13 protein-coding genes and 1 pseudogene are annotated in these 20,729 nt (G+C 70.2%); 9 read left to right on the top strand and 5 right to left on the bottom strand.

Annotation, left to right across the window (positions count from 1 at the left end; all coding sequences use genetic code 11):
* The first annotated feature begins 174 nt into the window (after positions 1-174).
* The 5 genes from AB0B35_RS02210 to AB0B35_RS02190 all read left to right on the top strand — a co-directional run bounded on the left by AB0B35_RS02210 (position 175) and on the right by AB0B35_RS02190 (position 6,297).
* Positions 175-1,056: an ABC transporter substrate-binding protein gene (locus tag AB0B35_RS02210; protein WP_360529345.1), complete on the top strand. Its 882-nt coding sequence runs from the start codon at positions 175-177 to the stop codon at positions 1,054-1,056.
* Between the two features lie 3 nt (positions 1,057-1,059).
* Complete coding sequence (locus tag AB0B35_RS02205; protein WP_360529342.1) at positions 1,060-2,037, top strand: amino acid ABC transporter permease; 978 nt, start codon at positions 1,060-1,062, stop codon at positions 2,035-2,037.
* Positions 2,038-2,074: 37 nt separating this feature from the next.
* Positions 2,075-2,887, top strand: coding sequence for an amino acid ABC transporter ATP-binding protein (locus tag AB0B35_RS02200; protein ID WP_361039615.1), 813 nt, complete (start codon positions 2,075-2,077; stop codon positions 2,885-2,887).
* Positions 2,888-3,027: 140 nt separating this feature from the next.
* Positions 3,028-5,694: a DNA polymerase I gene (polA, locus tag AB0B35_RS02195; RefSeq protein WP_361039612.1), complete on the top strand. Its 2,667-nt coding sequence runs from the start codon at positions 3,028-3,030 to the stop codon at positions 5,692-5,694.
* Between the two features lie 96 nt (positions 5,695-5,790).
* The gene (locus AB0B35_RS02190) at positions 5,791-6,297 is read left to right on the top strand and encodes a gluconokinase (RefSeq protein WP_360529333.1); all 507 of its coding nucleotides are present in this window, start codon (positions 5,791-5,793) and stop codon (positions 6,295-6,297) included.
* A 246-nt stretch (positions 6,298-6,543) separates the two neighbouring features.
* Here AB0B35_RS02190 and AB0B35_RS02185 read toward each other — a convergent pair whose 3' ends face one another.
* From AB0B35_RS02185 to AB0B35_RS02175, 3 genes are all read right to left on the bottom strand, one after another.
* The gene (locus tag AB0B35_RS02185; protein WP_360529620.1) at positions 6,544-7,722 is read right to left on the bottom strand and encodes a S8 family serine peptidase; all 1,179 of its coding nucleotides are present in this window, start codon (positions 7,720-7,722) and stop codon (positions 6,544-6,546) included.
* 175 nt (positions 7,723-7,897) lie between these two features.
* A complete protein-coding gene (locus AB0B35_RS02180; RefSeq protein WP_361039610.1) occupies positions 7,898-9,376 on the bottom strand; it encodes an amino acid permease in 1,479 nt (492 codons plus the stop codon).
* A 259-nt stretch (positions 9,377-9,635) separates the two neighbouring features.
* The gene (locus AB0B35_RS02175) at positions 9,636-10,463 is read right to left on the bottom strand and encodes a class I SAM-dependent methyltransferase (RefSeq protein WP_361039678.1); all 828 of its coding nucleotides are present in this window, start codon (positions 10,461-10,463) and stop codon (positions 9,636-9,638) included.
* A 329-nt stretch (positions 10,464-10,792) separates the two neighbouring features.
* Between AB0B35_RS02175 and rpsA the strand changes: the two genes are divergently transcribed.
* On the top strand, positions 10,793-12,274 hold the full coding sequence (rpsA, locus tag AB0B35_RS02170; protein WP_360529327.1) for a 30S ribosomal protein S1: 1,482 nt from the start codon (positions 10,793-10,795) through the stop codon (positions 12,272-12,274).
* Positions 12,275-12,554: 280 nt separating this feature from the next.
* A pseudogene (coaE, locus tag AB0B35_RS02165) lies at positions 12,555-13,142 on the top strand (dephospho-CoA kinase); the annotation flags it as partial.
* Between the two features lie 127 nt (positions 13,143-13,269).
* On the opposite strand, the gene AB0B35_RS02160 reads toward coaE, so the two are convergent.
* Complete coding sequence (locus AB0B35_RS02160) at positions 13,270-15,012, bottom strand: hypothetical protein (RefSeq protein ID WP_361039607.1); 1,743 nt, start codon at positions 15,010-15,012, stop codon at positions 13,270-13,272.
* 391 nt (positions 15,013-15,403) lie between these two features.
* Here AB0B35_RS02160 and uvrB point away from each other — a divergent pair, with 391 nt between their 5' ends.
* A complete protein-coding gene (gene uvrB / locus AB0B35_RS02155; protein WP_361039604.1) occupies positions 15,404-17,560 on the top strand; it encodes an excinuclease ABC subunit UvrB in 2,157 nt (718 codons plus the stop codon).
* 143 nt (positions 17,561-17,703) lie between these two features.
* Here uvrB and AB0B35_RS02150 read toward each other — a convergent pair whose 3' ends face one another.
* Complete coding sequence (locus tag AB0B35_RS02150; RefSeq protein WP_361039602.1) at positions 17,704-18,348, bottom strand: hemerythrin domain-containing protein; 645 nt, start codon at positions 18,346-18,348, stop codon at positions 17,704-17,706.
* Between the two features lie 189 nt (positions 18,349-18,537).
* On the opposite strand from AB0B35_RS02150, the gene AB0B35_RS02145 reads away from it, so the two are divergent.
* Positions 18,538-20,622, top strand: a complete 2,085-nt coding sequence (locus AB0B35_RS02145) for an endo-1,4-beta-xylanase (RefSeq protein WP_361039600.1) — start codon at positions 18,538-18,540, stop codon at positions 20,620-20,622.
* The last annotated feature ends 107 nt before the right edge of the window (positions 20,623-20,729 follow it).

Here is a 20,729-nt window from a genome sequence, read left to right as displayed (position 1 = left end):
TGTCGGCGATCTTGCGCGAACTGTGGGTGCGACACGGGCAAAAGCCACGAAAGGGTAAAGTTCACGCAAGATCGTTGCGATCTTCGTGAATGGTGGCGTCGGTGCGATTTGGGGCGGGAGCATCCGTACTTTGGGTTACCGTGAATCATCACACGGTGCGCAAAGGGGATGGATGTGCTCAAGAGGCTGATTCCGGTCGGGGCGTTTGCGATCGCGCTGGCCGCGGGCGGTTGTGGCGGCGGCGGTGAGCCGGCCGGGTCCCCAAGTGCCGCGCCGAGCGTGTCGGTGAATCCGACGCTGGCGGCGATGGTGCCCGACGCGATCAAGTCCGACGGGAAGATCCTGGTGGGCGTCGACGCTACGTACGCCCCGAACGAGTTCCTCGCCCCCGACGGCTCCACCGTGGTCGGCTTCGACGTCGACCTGTTCAAGGCCGTCGCGCAGACCCTCGGGCTGACCGCCGAGTTCCAGCCCGCCACCTTCGGCGACATCATCCCGGGTGTGGGGTCCGGCAAGTACGAGGTCGGCGTCTCCTCGTTCACCGTCAACGACGAGCGCAAGAAGCAGGCCCAGATGGTCACCTACTTCAGCGCCGGGACCCAGTGGGCGACCAAGACCGGCAACCCGGCCGGGATCAACCCGGACGACCCGTGCGGCAAGCGCATCGCGGTGCAGAAGGACACGGTCCAGTTCGAGGACATCACCAAGCGCTCCGAGGCGTGCGTCGCCGCGGGCAAGCCCGCCGTGACCATCCAGCCGTACGCGGGTCAGGACCAGGTCGCGAGTTCCGTGGTGTCCGGCAAGGACGACGCCATGCTCGCCGACTCGCCGGTCGCGGCGTACGCCGTCAAGCAGTCCAACGGCCAGCTGGAACTGCTCGGCGGCATCTACGACTCGGCCCCGTACGGCTACGTGGTCAGCAACAACCAGGCCGAGTTCGCCAAGGCGCTGCAGGGCGCGGTCGACGAGCTGATCAAGAACGGGACGTACCAGAAGATCCTCGAAAACTGGGGCGTGCAGGCGGGCGCCGTGCCCAGCGCGCAGATCAACCCGTAAGCCATGACCGCCCCGGACACGTCGGCGAGCCCGGTGCCGCGGGAGGCCGAACCGATCAAGGCCGTTCCGGTCCGGCACCCGGGGCGGTGGGTCGCGATCGCCGTGATCGCGGTGCTGGCGGCGATGTTCGTGCACCTGCTGGTTACGAACAAGGCCTTCAACTGGCCGTTCATGTTCCAGAACATGTTCACGCCGCCGGTGATCCAGGGCCTGTTCGGCACCGTCGCGATCACGATCCTGGCAATGATCATCGGCGTGCTGCTGGGCATCGTGGTCGCGGTCGCGCGGCTGTCGGACAACCCGATCCTGCGCGGCGTGTCCTGGGCGTACACCTGGTTCTTCCGCGCCGTGCCCCGGTACGTGCTGCTCATCGTCATGGGCAACCTGGGCATCCTCTGGCCCCGGCTGGAGTTCGGCATCCCGTTCGACACCTATCTCGGCCAGCTGTTCGGCATCGAGAACGCGCACTGGCGGCCGTTCGGCATCGAGACCCGCGAGCTGCTCGTCGGCTTCTGGGTCGGTGTGCTGGGCCTGGCGCTGTCGGAGGCGGCGTACATGGCCGAGATCGTGCGGGCCGGCATGCTGTCGGTCGACCCGGGGCAGGACGAGGCCGCCACGGCGCTGGGCATGAGCCGCGGCCAGGCGCTGCGGCGCATCGTGCTGCCGCAGGCGATGCGAGTGATCATCCCGCCGACCGGCAACGAGACCATCGCGATGCTCAAGGACACCTCGCTGCTCATCGCGGTGCCGGTCATCCGCGAGCTGTTCTTCCAGCTGTCCGCGATCGGCAACCGGACCTTCCAGGTGTTCCCGATGCTCGTCGCGGCCATCATCTGGTACCTGTTCCTGGTCAGCATCCTGCTGGTGGGGCAATACTTCCTGGAGAAGCGCTTCTCGCGCGGCTACGGCCGCACCGCGAAGGCGAAGATGAAGCTCGAAGGCCTGGCCGCCGAGCACGGGGCGAACCCGGAGGTGCCGTGAGCCTTTCCGAAGCAGTCGAGCACAGCGAGGCCGCGGCATGACGTCGGAGCAGCCCGCCCGCCACCGCGCGCCCGAGGACCCCGCCGGCGGCGAGCCGATGGTGCGTACGGAGAACGTCCACAAGTCGTTCGGGAGCGTCAAGGTGCTGCGCGGGATCGACGTGACCGTGCCGCGCGGCAACGTGTGCGTGGTGCTGGGCCCGTCCGGTTCGGGCAAGTCGACCTTCCTGCGCTGCATCAACCACCTGGAGAAGATCGACGCCGGGCGGATCTGGGTCGACGGCAGGCTCGTCGGCTACCAGCAGAAGGGCGACAAGCTGCACGAGCTGCACGACAAGGCCGTCGCCGCGCAACGCCGCGAGATCGGCATGGTGTTCCAGCGGTTCAACCTGTTTCCGCACATGTGCGCGCTGGAGAACGTGATCGAGGCTCCGACGATGGTCAAGGGACAGGGCAAGGCCGACGCCCGCCGCCGCGGCATGCAGCTGCTCGACCGGGTCGGCCTGGCCGACAAGGCCCTGAACTACCCGTCGCAGCTGTCCGGCGGCCAGCAGCAACGCGTCGCCATCGCCCGCGCCCTGGCCATGGACCCGAAGCTGATGCTGTTCGACGAGCCCACCAGCGCCCTGGACCCCGAGCTGGTCGGCGACGTCCTCGACGCGATGAAGGATCTGGCCCGCTCCGGCATGACCATGGTCGTGGTCACCCACGAGATCGGCTTCGCCCGCGAGGTCGGCGACCAGCTCATCTTCATGGACGGCGGCGTCGTCGTCGAATCCGGCGCCCCCCGCGAGGTCCTCTCCAACCCCCAGCACCCCCGCACCCGCGACTTCCTCAGTAAGGTCCTCTAGCCCCTTCCAGCGTTGATCATGAACCTATGGCACGGCTCGGCGGCGTGTCGTGGCCACAAGTTCATGATCAACGGGGTCGGCGCGGGGTGTGCGGTGAGCGGGTGGGGGAGGGCGTCGGGGGGAGGGCATAAGCTCTTCGGGTGACTGAGACGCTGCTGCTGCTTGATGGGCATTCGCTGGCTTACCGGGCGTTCTTCGCGCTGCCCGTGGAGAACTTCGCGACCTCGACGGGGCAGCCCACCAACGCCGTGTACGGCTTCACCTCGATGCTGATCAACGTGCTGCGCGACGAGAAGCCCACGCACATCGCCGTCGCCTTCGACGTGTCCCGGCAGTCCTTCCGCACCGAGCAGTACGCGGAGTACAAGGCCGGCCGCTCGGAGACCCCGACGGACTTCAAGGGCCAGGTCAGCCTGGTCCAGGAGGTGCTGGACGCGCTGCAGGTCAAGCACGTGCAGCTGGCCGGGTACGAGGCCGACGACATCATCGCCACGCTCGCCCGGCAGGGCCGCGAGGCCGGCATGCGGGTGCTGATCTGCACCGGTGACCGCGACGCGTTCCAGCTGGTCACCAAGGACGTCACAGTGCTGTACCCGCGCAAGGGCGTTTCCGACCTGGCCCGCATGGACCCGGCGGCGGTGCTGGAGAAGTACGGCGTCGGCCCGGAGCGCTACCGCGACCTGGCCGCGCTGGTCGGCGAGTCCAGCGACAACCTGCCCGGCGTGCCGGGCGTGGGCCCGAAGACCGCCGCCAAGTGGATCAACCAGTACGACGGCCTCGACGGCGTCATCGCCCGGGTCGACGAGATCAAGGGCAAGGCGGGTGAGAGCCTGCGGGAGCACCTGGCCGGCGTGATGCGCAACCACCAGATCAACGAGCTGCGCGACGACCTCGACCTGCCGCTGGACGTCCCGTCCTCGCTCTGGACCACCTGGGACCGCGAGGCCGTGCACCAGGTCTTCGACACGCTGCAGTTCCGGGTGCTGCGCGAGCGGCTGTACCAGTACCTCGACACCGCCGAGCCGGAGGCCGAGGCGGGCTTCGAGATCGACGGCACGGTGCTCACCGAGCCCGGCGCGCTGGCCGCATGGCTGGCCGAGCAGGCGACCGGGCCGGTCGGCCTCGCGGTCAGCGGCACGTTCGGCCGGGGCACCGGCACGCTGACCGGGCTGGCGCTGGCCGCCGACCACACCGCGGTCTGGGTCGACCCGACCGACCTGGAGGCCGCCGACGACGCGGCGCTGGCGGCCTGGCTGGCCGACCCGGCCCGGCCCAAGGTGCTGCACGATGCGAAGCCCGCGCTGCTGGCACTGCGGGCGCGCGGCTGGGAGCTGAACGGGCTGACCCACGACACCGCGCTCGCGGCCTACCTGGCCCGCCCCGACCAGCGCTCCTACGACCTGGCCGACCTGGCGGTGCGCTACCTGCACCGGGAGCTGCGCGCGGAGGCGGCCGACACCGGCCAGCTGGCGCTCGACTTCGGCGACGGCACCGCCGACCACGCCGCCGAGGAGGCGCTGATGCTGCGCGCCCGCGCGACGCTCGACCTGGTCGAGGCGCTGGGCGGCGAGCTGGACCGCGGCGACGGCGACCGGCTGCTGGCCGACGTGGAACTGCCGCTGGTGCCGGTGCTGGCCGCGATGGAGCGGGTCGGCATCGCCGCCGACACCGACTACCTGACCGAGCTGGAGGCCCAGTTCGCGGGCGAGGTGAAGGCGGCGGCGCAGGCCGCGTACGGCGACGTGGGCCGCGAGTTCAACCTCGGCTCGCCCAAGCAGCTGCAGGAGATCCTGTTCGGCGAGCTGAACCTGCCCAAGACCAAGAAGATCAAGACGGGGTACACCACCGACGCCGACGCGCTGCAGTGGCTGTTCGCGCAGACCGGGCACCCGGTGCTGGAGCACCTGCTGCGCCACCGCGACGTCGCCAAGCTCAAGTCGACGGTGGACGGCCTGCTCAAGTCGGTCAGCGACGACGGCCGCATCCACACCACGTTCTTCCAGACCGTGGCGGCCACCGGCCGGCTGTCCAGCACCGACCCGAACCTGCAGAACGTGCCGATCCGCACCGAGGAGGGCCGGCGCATCCGCCGCGCCTTCGTGGTCGGGCCCGGCTACGAGTCGCTGCTGACGGCCGACTACAGCCAGATCGAGATGCGCATCATGGCGCACCTGTCGCAGGACGCGGGCCTGATCGAGGCCTTCGCCACCGGTGAGGACCTGCACACCACGGTCGCCTCGAAGGTCTTCGCGACCGACGAGGTCACCGCCGAGCAGCGGCGCAGGATCAAGGCCATGTCGTACGGGCTGGCGTACGGCCTGTCGGCGTACGGGCTCTCGCAGCAGCTGGGCATCTCCACCGCGGAGGCGACCGGGCTGATGGAGGACTACTTCGCCCGCTTCGGCGGCGTGCGCGACTACCTGCACGCGGTCGTCGACCAGGCCCGCAAGGACGGCTACACGGCCACCATCCTGGGCCGCCGCCGCTACCTGCCCGACCTGGTCAGCGACAACCGGCAGCGGCGCGAGATGGCCGAGCGCATGGCGCTCAACGCCCCGATCCAGGGCTCGGCGGCCGACGTCATCAAGCTGGCGATGCTCCGGGTGGACAAGGCGCTGCGGGCCGAGGGGCTGACCTCGCGGATGCTGCTTCAGGTCCATGACGAGCTGGTGTTCGAGGTCGCCGCGGGCGAGCGCGCGGCGCTGGAGGCGCTGGTCCGCCGGGAGATGGGCGGCGCGGTCGACCTGTCCGTGCCGCTGGAGGTCTCCGTGGGCGCGGGCCACGACTGGAACGAGGCCGACCACTGATCGTCGCAGGTGCGGGGCCGGGTCGACCGGCCCCGCTGCCTGGGAAGGCGGCGATGCGCGGATCGGGGCGCGGCGCGCTGAGCTAGGGTCACGATCGTGAGCGCTTCGACCGTACTCGTCATGGGAGTCTCCGGCAGCGGCAAGACGACCGTCGGCACGCAGCTGGCCAAGCGCCTCGGCGCCGTCTTCGCCGACGGCGACGACCTGCACCCGCAGGCGAACGTGATGAAGATGTCGGCCGGCATCCCGCTGACCGACGAGGACCGCGCGCCCTGGCTGCGGCTGTGCGCGCAATGGCTGGCCGGGCAGCAGGACGAGGGTGTGCCGGCCGTGCTGGCCTGCTCCGCGCTCAAGCGCTCCTATCGCGACCTGCTGCGCGAGGCCGCACCCGGCCTGGCGGTCGTCTACCTGGACGGCTCGCGCGAATTGCTGGCCTCGCGCCTGTCGCACCGCCCTGGGCACTTCTTCAACCCGCGCCTGCTCGACTCGCAACTCGCCGATCTCGAACCCCCGGGCGCGGACGAGGGCGCGATCGTCGTCCCGATCACCCTGCGCCCCGACGAGATCCTCGACCAGGCCACGGCGGCCCTGTCCCGCGCCTGACCCTCTCCTCGAAATGGACGCCGGCCTGTCACACCGAATCCGAGTCGCTCGTTTTCGATGTGACAGGCCGGCGCCCATGGCGGGCCCGTCCTCGCGGTCGCACCGCGCTGGGCCGCTGAGCCCCGCGTCGATCATGAAGTTGTGGACGCGACACACCGTCGAACCGTGCCTTAAGTTCATGATCAACGCGGGGAAGGGGGCGCGCCGGGTGCCGGGTGGGGCACCACCTGGCGCGCGAGAGGGTGGTCAGAGGGTCAGTTTGTTGAGGAGGCGGTTGGGGGTGCCGGAGAGGGAGCCGGTGACGACGTTGGGGGTGGCGTTGGTGACGATCCAGGAGTGGACCGCGGACTGGCTGGCGTCGCCGTAGGTGGCCTTGTAGAGGACGGCTATGCCGGCGGCGTGCGGGGTGGACATCGAGGTGCCGTTCTTGCTGCCGGTGCCGCCGCCGGGGACCGTGGACACGATGCCGGAGCCGGGGCCGTAGAGGTCGACGCAGGAGCCGGTGGAGGAGTAGCTGGCGCGGGCGTCGGTGGAGGTGGTGGCCGCGACCACGAGCGCCGCGGTCAGGTTGCGTGGCAGCCGGTCGCAGGAGTTGCCACCGGTGTTGCCGGCCGAGGTGGCCAGGAAGACGCCCGCGTTCATCATGTTGGTCAGCGCCGTGGCCAGCGTCGAGCTGTACGTCATGTTCCAGGAGGTGTTGGCCACCGCCGGCTTGACGTGGTTGGTCCGGACCCAGTTGACCGCCGCGACGGCCGACGAGGTGGTGCCGCTGCCGGCGCAGTTGAGCCACTTCACGCCGTGCAGGCGTACGGACTTGGCCACGCCGTACGAGGTGGAGCCGATGGTGCCGGCCACGTGCGTGCCGTGGCTGTTGCAGTCGGTGTTGTTGCTGTCGATCGAGTTGTAGTCGAACGTCGCCCGGGTGCCGAAGTTAGGGTGGGAGGCGTCGATGCCCGAGTCGATGATGTACGCGTGCACGCCCGAGCCGGTCGCGGTGTAGGTGTAGCTCGCCGACAGCGGCAGCGCGTTCTGGTCGATGCGGTCGATGCCCCACGCGGGCGGGTTGCTCTGCGTGGTGTCGAGCACGTTGTGGTGCCAGGCGTCGCGCTCGATGGCCAGCACGTCGGCGCTGTGCGACAGCTCGCGCACCTGGGCGGGGCTCAGGTCGGCGGCGAAGCCGTTGACGGTGGCGCCGAAGTCGACGCGGGCAGTGGTCCGCAGCGCTCGCAGCGCCACCCCGCGGTCGGCGCCGTCCCGGAAGGTGACCAGGTAGGCGCCCGGGATGACGGTGGTGTCCGGGCCGGCGGCCGGGGCGGTGACCGGGACCGGGACCGCCCGGTAGGGCGCGCCGGCGGCGAGCGCGGGTGACGGCAGGGCCACGACGGTGGCCAGGGCGGTTGCGGTGATCGCGGCGGACGCCAGCAGGCGGGCACGCCAGGACCGGTTGGTTGGCACGTCTTCCTCCCCAATACCAGGTGCCGCCCTGTTTGGACGGCAGCTGGCTCGGAGAGTACATAGATATTGTTACAGTAATCAATGTCTAAGGCACGAAAAGGCGCCGCCCCGGTGCGGGGCGGCGCCTGATGGCACGGCTGCCGTGTCACTCGATGTTCGGTCCCTTGTACGGGTCCGGACCCTCGTAGGTCTTCGCGTGCTCCCGGTCGTAGCGGACGCCGGGCCGCTCGCGGCTGTGGTGGTAGCTGTAGACGAAGTAGATGACGAAGCCGAGCAGCATCCAGACCGCGAACCGGACCCAGGTGTCGACGGGCAGGTTGAGCATCAGCCACAGGCTCGCCAGCGCGGCCAGGATCGGCAGCACCGGCACCCACGGCACCCGGAACGGGCGCGGCAGGTCGGGTCGGGTCTTGCGCAGCACGATCACGCCGAGCGCGACCACGAAGAAGGCGAACAGCGTGCCGATGCTGACCAGCTCGGAGAGCTTCTCCAGCGGGATGAACGCGGCCAGCAGGGCGATGACGACGCCGACCCCGATGGTGATCAGGTACGGCGTGCCGTAGGTGCGGTGCACCTTGGCCATGCCGATCGGCAGCAGGCCGTCGCGGGACATCGCGAACAGCACGCGCACCTGGCCGAGCAGCAGCACCAGCACCACGGTGGTGATGCCGCAGATCGCGCCGAGCGAGATGAGCTTGGCGACCCAGGGCTGGCCGACCACGTCGAAGGCGTGCGCCAGCGGCGCGTCGACGGCCAGTTGCGTGTAGTGCACCATGCCGGTGATGACCAGCGAGACCAGCACGTAGAGCAGGGTGCAGATGACCAGCGAGCCGATGATGCCGCGGGGCATGTCGCGCTGCGGGTTGCGCACCTCTTCGGCGGTGGTGGCCACGATGTCGAAGCCGATGTAGGCGAAGAAGACGATCGCGGCGGCGGCCAGGATGCCCGGGATGCCGAAGTGCACCGGTTCGATGCCCAGCAGCAACTGGGACAGCGGGGTGTGCCATACCGAGGCGCCGGTCTGCGCGGTCGGCTCGGCCGGCGGGATGAACGGCTTGTAGTTGGCGAACTTGATGAAGAAGGCGCCCACCACGATCACCAGCAGCACCACGGCCACCTTGATCGCGACCAGTACGCCGGAGACCCGGCTCGACAGCTTGGTGCCCAGCACGCCCAGGAAGGTGCACAGGGCCACGATGAAGATCGCCCCGAAGTCGGGGATCGCCTTCTCGCCGGCCACCCAGGCAGGCAGGCTCAGCAGGTTCGCCAGGTACGCCGACCAGCCGCGGGCCACCACGGCCGCGCCCAGGCCGAGTTCGAGCACCAGGTCCCACCCGATGATCCAGGCGACGATCTCGCCCAGGGTCGCGTAGGAGTAGGTGTACGCCGAACCGGCCACCGGCACGGTCGAGGCGAACTCGGCGTAGCAGAGCGCGGCCAGGCCGCACACGATGCCGGCCACCACGAACGAGATCACGATCGCGGGACCGGCGTTGACGGCGGCCTGGCGGCCGGTCAGCACGAAGATGCCGGTACCGATGATCACGGCGACGCCGAAGATGATCAGGTCGAGGGTGCTCAGGTTCTTCTTGAGTCTGTGTTCAGGCTCGATCGTCTCGGCCATCTCGGCTTCGACGCGCTTTGTCCTGAATATCCCTATCGCCACGCCCTGATCATCCGCCCGCCGCGCCCCTTTGCGTGCCCTTTCCAGGAAAGTGCAATTGCACGCCTCGCGCTGCGGCAACGCGTGCGGCCGGCGGCGAAGCGCAGGTGCGGCCGGGGGCGCGAAGATCGCTGTCTCGGGTCAGGAAGTGGGGTCGGACCCGAGTTCTTCGGCCGGAAACGGCGATCTTCGCGCCGCCCGGCGGCGGATCGGAGGCGGGTCAGGCGGCGGGCTTCTTGGCGGCGAAGATGGCGGTGCCGGGGAAGAGGCGGCCGCGCAGCGGGGACCACTGGCCCCAGATCTGCTCGTGGCCCTCGGGCCACTCGGGTTCGATCAGGTCGACCAGCGTGAAGCCCGCTCCCAGCAGCTCGCGCAGCCGGTCGCCCATGGTGCGGTGGTGCTCGACGTAGGTCGCCGCGCCGCTCTCGTCGTACTCGACGTAAGGCCGGCGGTCGAAGTAGGAGTGCACCGCCCGCAGCCCGCCCTCGGTCGGGTCGTCGAGGAAGATCCAGCGCATCGGGTGGGTGACCGAGAACACCCAGCGCCCGCCCGGCTTGAGCACCCGGAAGACCTCGCGCATGACACCGGCCGAGTCGTCGACGAACGGCACCGCGCCGAACGCCGTGCAGACGACATCGAAGGCCCCGTCGGCGAAGGGCAGCGCGTTCGCGTCGGCCTGCACCAGCGGCACGGTGATGCCGGTGCGTGCGGCGGCCTGCTCGGCGTGGCGCAGCATGCCCGCTGACAGGTCCATCGCCACCACGTCGGCGCCCTGGTCGGCCAGCCAGCGGGCCGCGGCGGCCGCACCGCAGCCCAGCTCCAGCACCCGGCGGCCGGACACGTCGCCGAGCAGCTTCGCGTCGGCCTCGCGCAGCCCCTCGGGGCACCACACGAAGTCGGCTTCGCCCAGGAACTCGCCGTGCTCGGACTGGTAGTTGTCGGCGTCGGCGTCCCACCAGCCGCGGGAGGCGCGCAGGTTCTCCGCGGCCGTGACCGGGCGGCGGGTCACCCCGGGCCCGGACTCGACTGTCTCGAAGTCGTCGTCCAGATCGTCGCCGCCGGCTGAATGGATCTCCACTCGGACAGCGTACGAGCCGGGCCGGCGGGGGTGGCGCACCGGGTGTGACGCACAGAACAATTCGCCCGCAAACGCCTTGCAGTCCCCCGAATCAGGAAGAGGGGAGCGTCACGGGAGGGGTGGGGTTGCGTCGTGTGGTAATGGGCACGGTAAGCTGTTCGATGCACTCGCACGTCCGCGGTTCTCGGCATGGAGCAGACCCGTAGCGCGCCGGATCACCGGAGCGTAGGCGAGCGGGAGCGGCAGTGGAATACCCACTGGGTCACACTGAACATCCATCCGACGGAGCAACAGTCCACATGACGAGCAGCATCGAGGCCACCTCGAGCGCCAACAGGGTCACCATCGACGATCTCGGCTCTGAGGAAGCTTTCCTCGCCGCGATCGACGAGACCATCAAGTACTTCAACGACGGCGACATTGTCGAAGGCACCGTCGTCAAGGTCGACCGGGACGAGGTCCTGCTCGACATCGGCTACAAGACCGAGGGTGTCATCCCCTCGCGCGAGTTGTCGATCAAGCACGATGTGGACCCTGCTGAGGTCGTCTCCGTCGGAGATCACATCGAGGCCCTGGTCCTCCAGAAGGAGGACAAGGAGGGGCGTCTGATCCTCTCCAAGAAGCGCGCGCAGTACGAGCGGGCGTGGGGCACCATCGAGAAGATCAAGGAAGACGACGGCGTCGTCCGTGGCTCCGTCATCGAGGTCGTCAAGGGTGGCCTCATCCTCGACATCGGCCTGCGGGGCTTCCTGCCGGCCTCGCTCGTCGAGATGCGCCGCGTCCGCGACCTGCAGCCGTACGTCGGCCGCGAGCTCGAGGCGAAGATCATCGAGCTGGACAAGAACCGCAACAACGTGGTCCTGTCCCGCCGGGCCTACCTCGAGCAGACCCAGTCCGAGGTGCGCACCGAGTTCCTGAACAAGCTCCAGAAGGGCCAGGTCCGCAAGGGCGTCGTGTCCTCGATCGTCAACTTCGGCGCCTTCGTGGACCTGGGCGGCGTGGACGGCCTGGTGCACGTTTCGGAACTGTCCTGGAAGCACATCGACCACCCGTCCGAGGTCGTCGAGGTCGGCACCGAGGTCGAGGTCGAGGTTCTCGACGTGGACCTGGACCGCGAGCGCGTCTCCCTGTCGCTCAAGGCGACCCAGGAGGACCCGTGGCGTCAGTTCGCCCGTACCCACGCGATCACGCAGATCGTGCCGGGTAAGGTCACCAAGCTGGTGCCGTTCGGTGCGTTCGTCCGGGTCGAGGACGGCATCGAGGGCCTGGTGCACATCTCCGAGCTGGCCGAGCGCCACGTGGAGATCCCGGAGCAGGTCGTTCAGGTCGGCTCCGACGTGATGGTCAAGGTCATCGACATCGACCTCGAGCGTCGCCGTATCTCGCTGTCGCTCAAGCAGGCCAACGAGGGCTTCGTCGAGGGCGAGGAGCACTTCGACCCGACGCTGTACGGCATGGCCGCCACGTACGACAACGAGGGCAACTACATCTACCCCGAGGGCTTCGACCCGGAGACGGGCGAGTGGCTCGAGGGCTACGAGAAGCAGCGCGAGGTGTGGGAGCAGCAGTACGCTGACGCCCGCGCGCGCTGGGAGGCGCACACCAAGCAGGTCCAGACCTCGCGCGCGGCCGACGCTGCCGCCGCGTCGGAGGTCCCGACCGGCAACGTGTCGACCTCGACCCCGGCCCCGGCCAAGGCGGCGGAGGAGCCCAGCGGCACCCTCGCCACCGACGAGGCCCTGGCCGCGCTTCGCGAGAAGCTGGCGGGCGGCAAGGCCTGAGGTTCGCCCCTCACGCCTTGAGTAAGCCGAAGGGCGGCCCTCGACTCCACGGAGTCGGGGGCCGCCCTCTTTCGTGTATCGCCCCGGCTGGCTCAAGATCGCTCGACTTGCCTGGCACCTGTGCGTATCTTGACCGCGCTTTCGCACACCTGCCTGGCAAGTCGAGCGATCTTGGCACGGGCCCGCCGGTCGGGTGGGCGGTCTTGTGCCGGACTGCAAGGCAGGGCGGCGATCTTGGCCCGGGTGGGCGGGTCGGTGCGGTGGGTGCGAGCATGGGGCGGTGCGATGGGTGGGGCTGACCGGCGGGATCGGATCCGGTAAGAGTGCGGTGGCGGCGCGGCTGGCCGAGCTGGGCGCGGTGGTGATCGACTCCGACCGGCTGGCCCGGGAGGTCGTCGCACCGGGCACGGAAGGCCTGGCCGAGGTGGTCGCCCGTTTCGGGCCGCAGGTGCTCGGGCCGGACGGCGCGCTCGACCGGCCGACGCTCGGCAAGGTCGTCTTCGGTGACGACGCTGCCCGCCGGGACCTGGAGGCGATCATTCACCCCCGGGTCCGCGCCCGGACCGCAGAGCTGGCCGCGGCCGCGCCGCCCGACGCGGTGGTCGTCAACGACGTGCCGCTGCTGATCGAGGCAGGCCTGGCCGGCATGTACGAGCTGGTCATCGTGGTGTTCGCGGACGAGGCGACCCGGGTGGCACGGCTGGTGCGCGACCGGGGCATGACCGAGGCCGAGGCGCGTGCGCGCATCGCCGCGCAGGCCACCGACGAGCAGCGCCGCGCCGCGGCCGACGTCGCCATCGTGAACGAGGGCACCCTGGCGGACCTGCACGCCGCCGTCGACGAGGTCTGGCAGACCCGGCTGCACCCCTGACCCGCCAGCCCTGGCGGGACAGCGCAGGAATCGGTGCCGCCGCCGCCGGACCAGCGGTGCCGGCACCGCACAGCGAAAGGCCCGTGCCGCCGCAGCGGCACGGGCCTCGTAGGCCGGGGACGGGTTACTTGACCTTCGACGGGAGGGCCGGCGGCTTCTCCTTCAGGTCCAGGTCGAGCTGGGCGAAACCACCCGTCGCGGTACGCAGTTCCAGCCGCTTCAGCACGCCCGAGTTGTCCACCCAGTAGCGCATCCGGGCCTGCCCCGCGGGCACGTTGGTCTCGACGGCGCTGGGCAGCTCGAACACGCCCACCGGCACCTTGCCCAGCACGTCGACGCGCAGGCGGCGGCCGTGCTTGGCGATGTGCGCGGCGTCGTCGGGCATGTTGGCGGCCAGCGACAGCGCCTCGTAGATCAGGTAGTCCAGGTCGGTGATCTCACCGGAGCTGCCCAGCACGACCCACTCGGCCCGCTCCCACTTGCCGGTCGGCGCGGGCAGCGGCGGCTGCTCGGGCACCCGCTTGCCCGGCTTGCGGATGGCGATGCCGGTGCGGTCGGCGTGCATCAGCACGTCGTAGCTCTCGTCGTCCTGGTCGCGTACGGCCAGGTATGCCAGCTGCTTCTGCCAGTCCAGCCAGCCCTTGCCGGTATGCAGCACGCCCGGGTTGACCGGCATGGTCACCGTGACCGCGCCGCCGCGGGCCTTCAGGTTGCGCTGGCGCAGCTGGGACAGCACCTTCGCCTCGGCCTTGGTGATCTCGGTCGGCTTGTTGTCGCGCCCGCCGAGCGCCATCGTGCGCACGAACTCCTGCTGCTGGCCGCGCTGCAGGTCGAGCACGGACGGCAGGCCGTCGCCGAGCACCGTCTCCAGGCGTACCAGGGAGCCCTTGGCGTCCAGCCAGTAGCCGACCGCGCCACCGTTGGCCTCCAGCGACTTCGGGTCCGGGGGTGGCGACGGGCTGCCACTGGCCTTGGCGGGCTCGTCCGCGCCGGCCGAGGCGCCGGGGGAGGCCTGCGCGCCGGGGGAGGCGGCGGGAGCGGCCGGGGACGGCACCGTGGTCGCCTCGGTGCGCGGGGCGGTCGCCGCGGAGGCGGACACCCCGGCCGAGGCGACCGCGGACGGCGCGGCGGAGGCGGACGGCGGTGCGCTGGGCGCGACCTGCGGCAGCAGCGCCGGGCCGAGCAGCACGTCCACCGGGGCGCCCTCGAACGTGTCGCGGCGTACCCACTCGTTGCGCAGCTCGCCGAGCGGCCCGGTCGGGTCGGCCTCCTGCCTGGCCAGCAGGAACAGGAAGGCGACCAGGTTGTCGATGGGCCGCTCCTCGTCGCCGCCGAGCTGCAGCGGGCGCACCCGCCAGCCGTCCTCCGGCGCGGTCAGCGGCGGCTTGCCGGCGGGGACCGCGCCGGCGGCCGGTGACGCCTCGGCGGCCGGGGAAGCGGCAGGTGAGGCGGATTCGCGGGCCGACTCGGGCGAGGGTGCCGCAGGCGCGGGCAGCGCGCCGGGGCGCATGGCCAGCACTCCGGGTGTGGCCTGGATCAGCAGCGTGCTCGCACCCGCTCCGGTCCCGGACACGGACAGGTAGACCAGCTGGCGCTTCCAGTCGACCCAGCCGTCGACCTTGGTCTGGCGGCTGCCCGGCCCGATGGTGCCGCGCAGGCCGACCCGGCCGTCGGCGAAGTTGCGTGCTCGCATGCCGGCCAGGCGTTCGAGCTCGCCCTTGTTCAGCGGCCGGCTCGCCTCCACTGCGGGCTTGTCCGCCGAGCAGGAGGCCAGGCCGCCGGTCATGGTCGCGGCGAGGCCCAGCAGGAGCCCGCCCGCGGCGAGAAGATGGAGGATCCGGCGTCGTCCGTTGGTCGAGGTTCCCACGCGAGATGCAACGGGCCGGGACGGGTGAGGTGACGTGCCAAACCGGTCAGGGTCGCCGTCGGGGGGCCGGGCGTGCGCGGATACGTCAAGACCGCCCGCGGCGGCCGGTCGGCGCACACAGTGTGCGCGACCGCAGCGGTGCGCTCATCGATCCTGCGGTGGGGCGGATCGAGGCTGCTACCGGTGCGCCAGAGGTGGGTGACCGGCCGGTGTGGAGGTCCGGTCTCTCTGGGACGGCCGCCGCGAACGGCCTACCACACGACGGTATCGCGGTGATTGATGACACACAATCGCAATATTGGAGCCGGTCGTTCACCTACCGTCACACCAGCCTCGCCGACCTGCACAGCGGCCCGCGCGAGTGTCACACGCCCGGCGTAGGTTGGGTCACATGAGTGAGACCGCCGCCGCCACGATCCCCCGCCTGGACGGGACGTTCCAGGTCATCAGCGACTACGTGCCCGCCGGTGACCAGCCCGCCGCCATCGAGGAGCTCGCCAAGCGGGTCCGCCGCGGCGACAAGCACTCGGTGCTGCTGGGCGCGACCGGCACGGGCAAGTCGGCGACCACGGCCTGGCTCATCGAGAAGCTGCAGCGCCCCGCGCTGGTCATGGCCCCGAACAAGACCCTGGCCGCCCAGCTGGCCAAGGAGTTCCGGGAGCTGCTGCCCAACAACGCGGTGGAGTACTTCGTCAGCTACTACGACTACTACCAGCCCGAGGCGTACATCCCGCAGACCGACACCTACATCGAGAAGGACTCCTCGATCAACGAGGAGGTCGAGCGGCTGCGCCACTCGGCGACGATGTCGCTGCTCACCCGGCGGGACGTGATCGTGGTCGCGACGGTGTCGGCGATCTACGGCCTCGGCACGCCGCAGGAATACCTGGAGCGCGCGGTCAAGGTCAAGGTCGGCGAGGAGATCGACCGGGACAAGCTGCTGCGCCGCCTGGTGGAGATCCAGTACGCGCGCAACGACATGGCGTTCAACCGGGGCACGTTCCGGGTGCGCGGCGACACGCTGGAGATCATTCCGGCGTACGAGGAGCTGGCGCTGCGCATCGAGTTCTTCGGTGACGAGATCGAGCGGCTGTCCTACCTGCACCCGCTCACCGGCGACGTGATCAAGGACGTCGACCAGATGATGATCTTTCCCGCCACGCACTACGCGGCCGGGCCCGAGCGCATGGAGCGGGCGATCGCCGGCATCGAGGTCGAGCTGGAGGAGCGCCTGGCCGAGCTCGACCAGCAGGGCAAGCTGCTGGAGGCGCAGCGGCTGCGCATGCGCACCACATACGACCTGGAGATGATGCGCCAGGTCGGCTTCTGCAACGGCATCGAGAACTACTCGCGCCACATCGACGGCCGCGAGGCGGGCAGCCCGCCGCACGCCCTGCTCGACTACTTCCCCGACGACTTCGTCACGGTCATCGACGAGTCGCACGTGACCATCCCGCAGATCGGCGGCATGTACGAGGGCGACGCCTCGCGCAAGCGGGTGCTGGTCGAGCACGGCTTCCGGCTGCCCAGCGCGCAGGACAACCGGCCGCTGCGCTTCGACGAGTTCCTGGAGCGGGTCGGGCAGATGGTGTTCCTGTCGGCCACCCCCGGCCCGTGGGAGCTGCAGCAGGCGCAGGGCGAGTTCGTCGAGCAGGTGATCCGCCCGACCGGTCTGGTCGACCCGCAGGTGGTGGTGAAGCCGACCAAGGGCCAGATCGACGACCTGATGCACGAGATCCGGCTGCGCACCGAACGCGACGAGCGGGTGCTGGTCACCACGCTGACCAAGAAGATGTCCGAGGACCTCACCGATTACCTGCTGGAGAACGGCATCCGGGTGCGCTACCTGCACTCCGAGGTGGACACGCTGCGCCGGGTGGAGCTGCTCAAGGAGCTGCGCATCGGCGAGTTCGACGTGCTGGTCGGCATCAACCTGCTGCGTGAGGGCCTGGACCTGCCCGAGGTGTCGCTGGTGGCGATCCTCGACGCGGACAAGGAGGGCTTCCTGCGCAGCGGCACCTCGCTGATCCAGACCATCGGCCGCGCCGCGCGAAACGTGTCCGGTGAGGTCCACATGTACGCGGACAAGATCACTCCGTCGATGGCGTCGGCGATCGACGAGACCAACCGGCGCCGCGCCAAGCAGGTGGCCTACAACGAAGCCAACGGGGTGGACCCGCAGCCGCTGCGCAAGCGCATCCACGACATCCTCGACGACATCTACCGCGAGGCGGAAGACACGGACACCGCGCTGGCCGGGCACGGGCCGGGCGGGCACATCATCGGCGGCTCGGGCCGGCAGATGTCGCGTGGCAAGGCCCCGGTGCCCGGGACCCGCTCGAAGGCGCGTACCAGCTCGGAGAAGCGCGGCGCGGTCGTCGCCGCGACCGAGGGCATGGCCCGCGTCGAGCTGACCAAGCTGATCGGCGAACTCAACGAACAGATGCTCGGCGCGGCCGCCGAGCTGCAGTTCGAGCTGGCCGCCCGCATCCGCGACGAGATCACCGAACTCAAGAAGGAACTCCGCCAGATGGACGCCGCCGCCTGACCGGCCCGCGCCCGCACGCCACGGCGGCGTCTCCGGGCGGCGGTGTCTCCTGCCGCGACTCTTCAAGACCCGCGCTCTCCGGGTGGTCCGGAAGGCGCGGGTCTTTAAGAGTCGCGGCAGGTGGGGTGGGGGTGGGGTCGTGGTCACCTGGGGTCGAGCTGGTCGGGGTAGGTGGGGCGGCCGGTGACGGCGTCGCGGAGCTTGTCGGCGACGCCGAGCATCGGGTCGACGACCTTGTTCCAAGGCGGGGTGCTCGGCGACTTGGGATGCGGGCGGGTGCCCGCCGCCTCCTCGGCGATCGCGGCCCGGTTGCCCAGGCGGATCAGCTCGTCGTCGTCGGCGAGTTCCTTCAGCCGGCCGTGGATGCGGCGGTCGGCGGTGTGCTTGTGACGGCGCAGGTGGGCGTCGACCTCCAGGGCGAGGTCCTGGAAACCCTCGTCCTCGGCCGGCATGACCGACAGCGTCTGCAGCACCTGCCGGATCGCCCCGTCCTCGGCGAGCTCCCGGGACACCAGGTCGTCGCCGTCGGGGAACAGGTTCTTCACCGTGGGCAGCAGGTACTGCTCCTCGGCCGCGAGGTGCCGGCTGACGACGGCGGTGACCACCTCGGCGACCTGGCGACGCCGGGCCGGTGAGGCCGTCGCGGCCTCCGTGGCCAGCTCCGCGGACAGGCGGGTGATCTGCCGGTGCTCGTCGGCCAGCATGTCGACGATGCTCTGCCCGGCGGGGGTGTACTGGGCTTCGGCCTCGGGGGACAAAGGCGGTAGTGGTGGCAGCTCAGCGCTCATGTCGCGGAGCTACCCGGGCCGGGCATCGAGCAAACCTGACCGGTTTGACGCCGCCGGGCGCACCTCATAGCATCGACGCCGATCGCCTCCGGGCTGCGGCGGTCGACTTCTCGGCGTGGTCGGTCCGACCGCCAAGGGCAGTGGTGTGCGTCCGTTCGCGCATGACTCCTCCCGAACAGGATCCCCACAGTGCCCACACTCTCCTCCAGAGCCGGGCGTGCCACGCTCGGCGTCCTCACGCTGACGCTGTCCGCGCTCACGGTCGTGGTCGCCGCCACCTCCACCCCGGTCCGTGCCGCCGATCCGGTGACCGTGCTGTCCAGCGGCTTCGAGGACGGCACCGTCCAGGGCTGGGCCCGGCGCGGCACCGTCGAGGTCGTCGAGAACAGCGCCACCGTCGCGCACGCCGGCACCCGCAGCCTGCTCACCTCGGGGCGCACCGCGTCCTGGAACGGCCCCAGCCGGGACCTGCTGGCCACGGTCACCCGCGGCACCCGCTACACGTACTCGGTCTGGGCGCGTGCCGCCGCGGGCGCGGGCAGCGTGCAGCTGCGGATGAGCGTCGAGCGCCGCTGGCAGGGCACGGCCAACTACGAGCAGGTCGTCAACAGCACCACCGTCACCGACGGCGGCTGGACCCAGCTGACCGGCGGCTACACACTGGCCAACGACGCCGACTTCTTCGCGGTGTACGTCGAGACGGTCAGCGGCACGGCGTCGTTCCACATCGACGACTTCAGCCTGTCCTACCTGCCGCCGAGCCCGATCCAGACCGACATCCCGTCGCTGAAGTCGGTGTTCGCCAACGACTTCCCGATCGGGGCGGCCGTCGGCCGGCCGCAGCTGCTCGCCGAGCGGGGCCAGCTGCTGGCCAAGCACTTCAACTCGGTCACCGCGGGCAACGCGATGAAGTGGGACGCCACCGAGCCCACCGAGGGTGTGTACACCTGGACCGACGCCGACGCGATCGTCGCGTTCGCGCGGGCCAACGCGATGAAGGTGCGCGGGCACACGTTCGTCTGGCACAACCAGACCCCGGCGTGGGTGTTCAACGACGCCAACGGGCAGCCGATGACCGCGACCGCGGCCAACAAGACGCTGCTGCTGTCCCGGCTGGAGGCGCACATCCGCGCGGTCGGCGGCCGCTACGCCGATGACGTCTCCGCGTGGGACGTGGTCAACGAGGTCATCGACGAGAACCAGTCGGACGGCCTGCGCCGCAGCACCTGGTACACCATCACCGGCCTGGACTACATCCGCACCGCGTTCCGGGTGGCCCGGCAGGTCGCGCCGAAGGCGAAGCTGTTCATCAACGACTACAACACCAACGTGCAGGCCAAGCGGGACAAGCTCTACAACCTGGTCGCGCAGCTCAAGTCCGAGGGTGTGCCGGTCGACGGCGTCGGTCACCAGCAGCACGGCAACATCTCCTGGCCGACCGGCGCGGAGACCGACTCGATGATCGCCACGTTCCTCCCGCTCGGCGTCGAGCAGCAGATCACCGAGATGGATGTCAGCATCTACACCAGCAACTCGGAGAGCTTCACCACGCCGCCCGCGGACCGGCTGGCCAGCCAGGCCGCGCGCTACAAGGCCTGGTTCGACGTGTTCCGCAAGTACAAGGCGAACATCACCTCGGTGACGCTGTGGGGCCTGGCCGACGACGAGACCTGGCTGGACAGCTACCCGGTGAGCCGCAAGGACTTCCCGCTGCTGTTCGACGTGCAGCTGCAGGCCAAGCCGGCGTACTGGTCGGTGATCGGCGCGGCCTCGCCGACCGCCTCGGGGCCCGCCTCGCCGAGCGCGTCCGCCTCGCCCAGCCCGAGTCCGTCGCGCAGCCCGTCGGCCTCGCCCAGCCCCAGCGCCTCCGCCTCGCCGAGCCCGAGTGCCTCGCGCAGCCCGTCGGCCTCGCCGAGCGCCAGCGCGTCGCCGAGCGGTTCGCAGGCCCCGGCGTCGTGCCGGGTCAAGTACACCGTCACCAGCCAGTGGAACACCGGCTTCCAGGGTGACGTGGTGATCACCAACACCGGCTCGGCGGCGGTCAGCGGCTGGGCGCTGCGCTGGACTTTCGCCAACGGCCAGGTCATCAACCAATCCTGGAGCAGCGTGTACGCGCAGAGCGGGGCGAACGTGACGATCACGAACGCGGCCTGGAACGCCACGATCGGCGCGAACGGCGGCACCGCCTCCTTCGGCTTCCTGAGCAGCTGGAGCGGGTCCAACACCGCGCCGGTGGCGTTCACCCTGAACGGCAGCGCCTGCACCCTGGGCTGACAGTCCACCCGGCGGGGGGGGCGCGTTTTTTTTTTTTTGCACAAAACAAAAATAATTGGTGACGCACCCCGAAGAAGTCGCCCCCCGCCGCGCCCCCGCGCGGGGCG

It is taken from the genome of Catellatospora sp. NPDC049133, assembly GCF_040648455.1.
Lineage (GTDB): Bacteria > Actinomycetota > Actinomycetes > Mycobacteriales > Micromonosporaceae > Catellatospora > Catellatospora aurea.
Note: the sequence above shows the minus strand (reverse complement) of the source record. Positions and strands in the feature narration are given on the sequence as shown.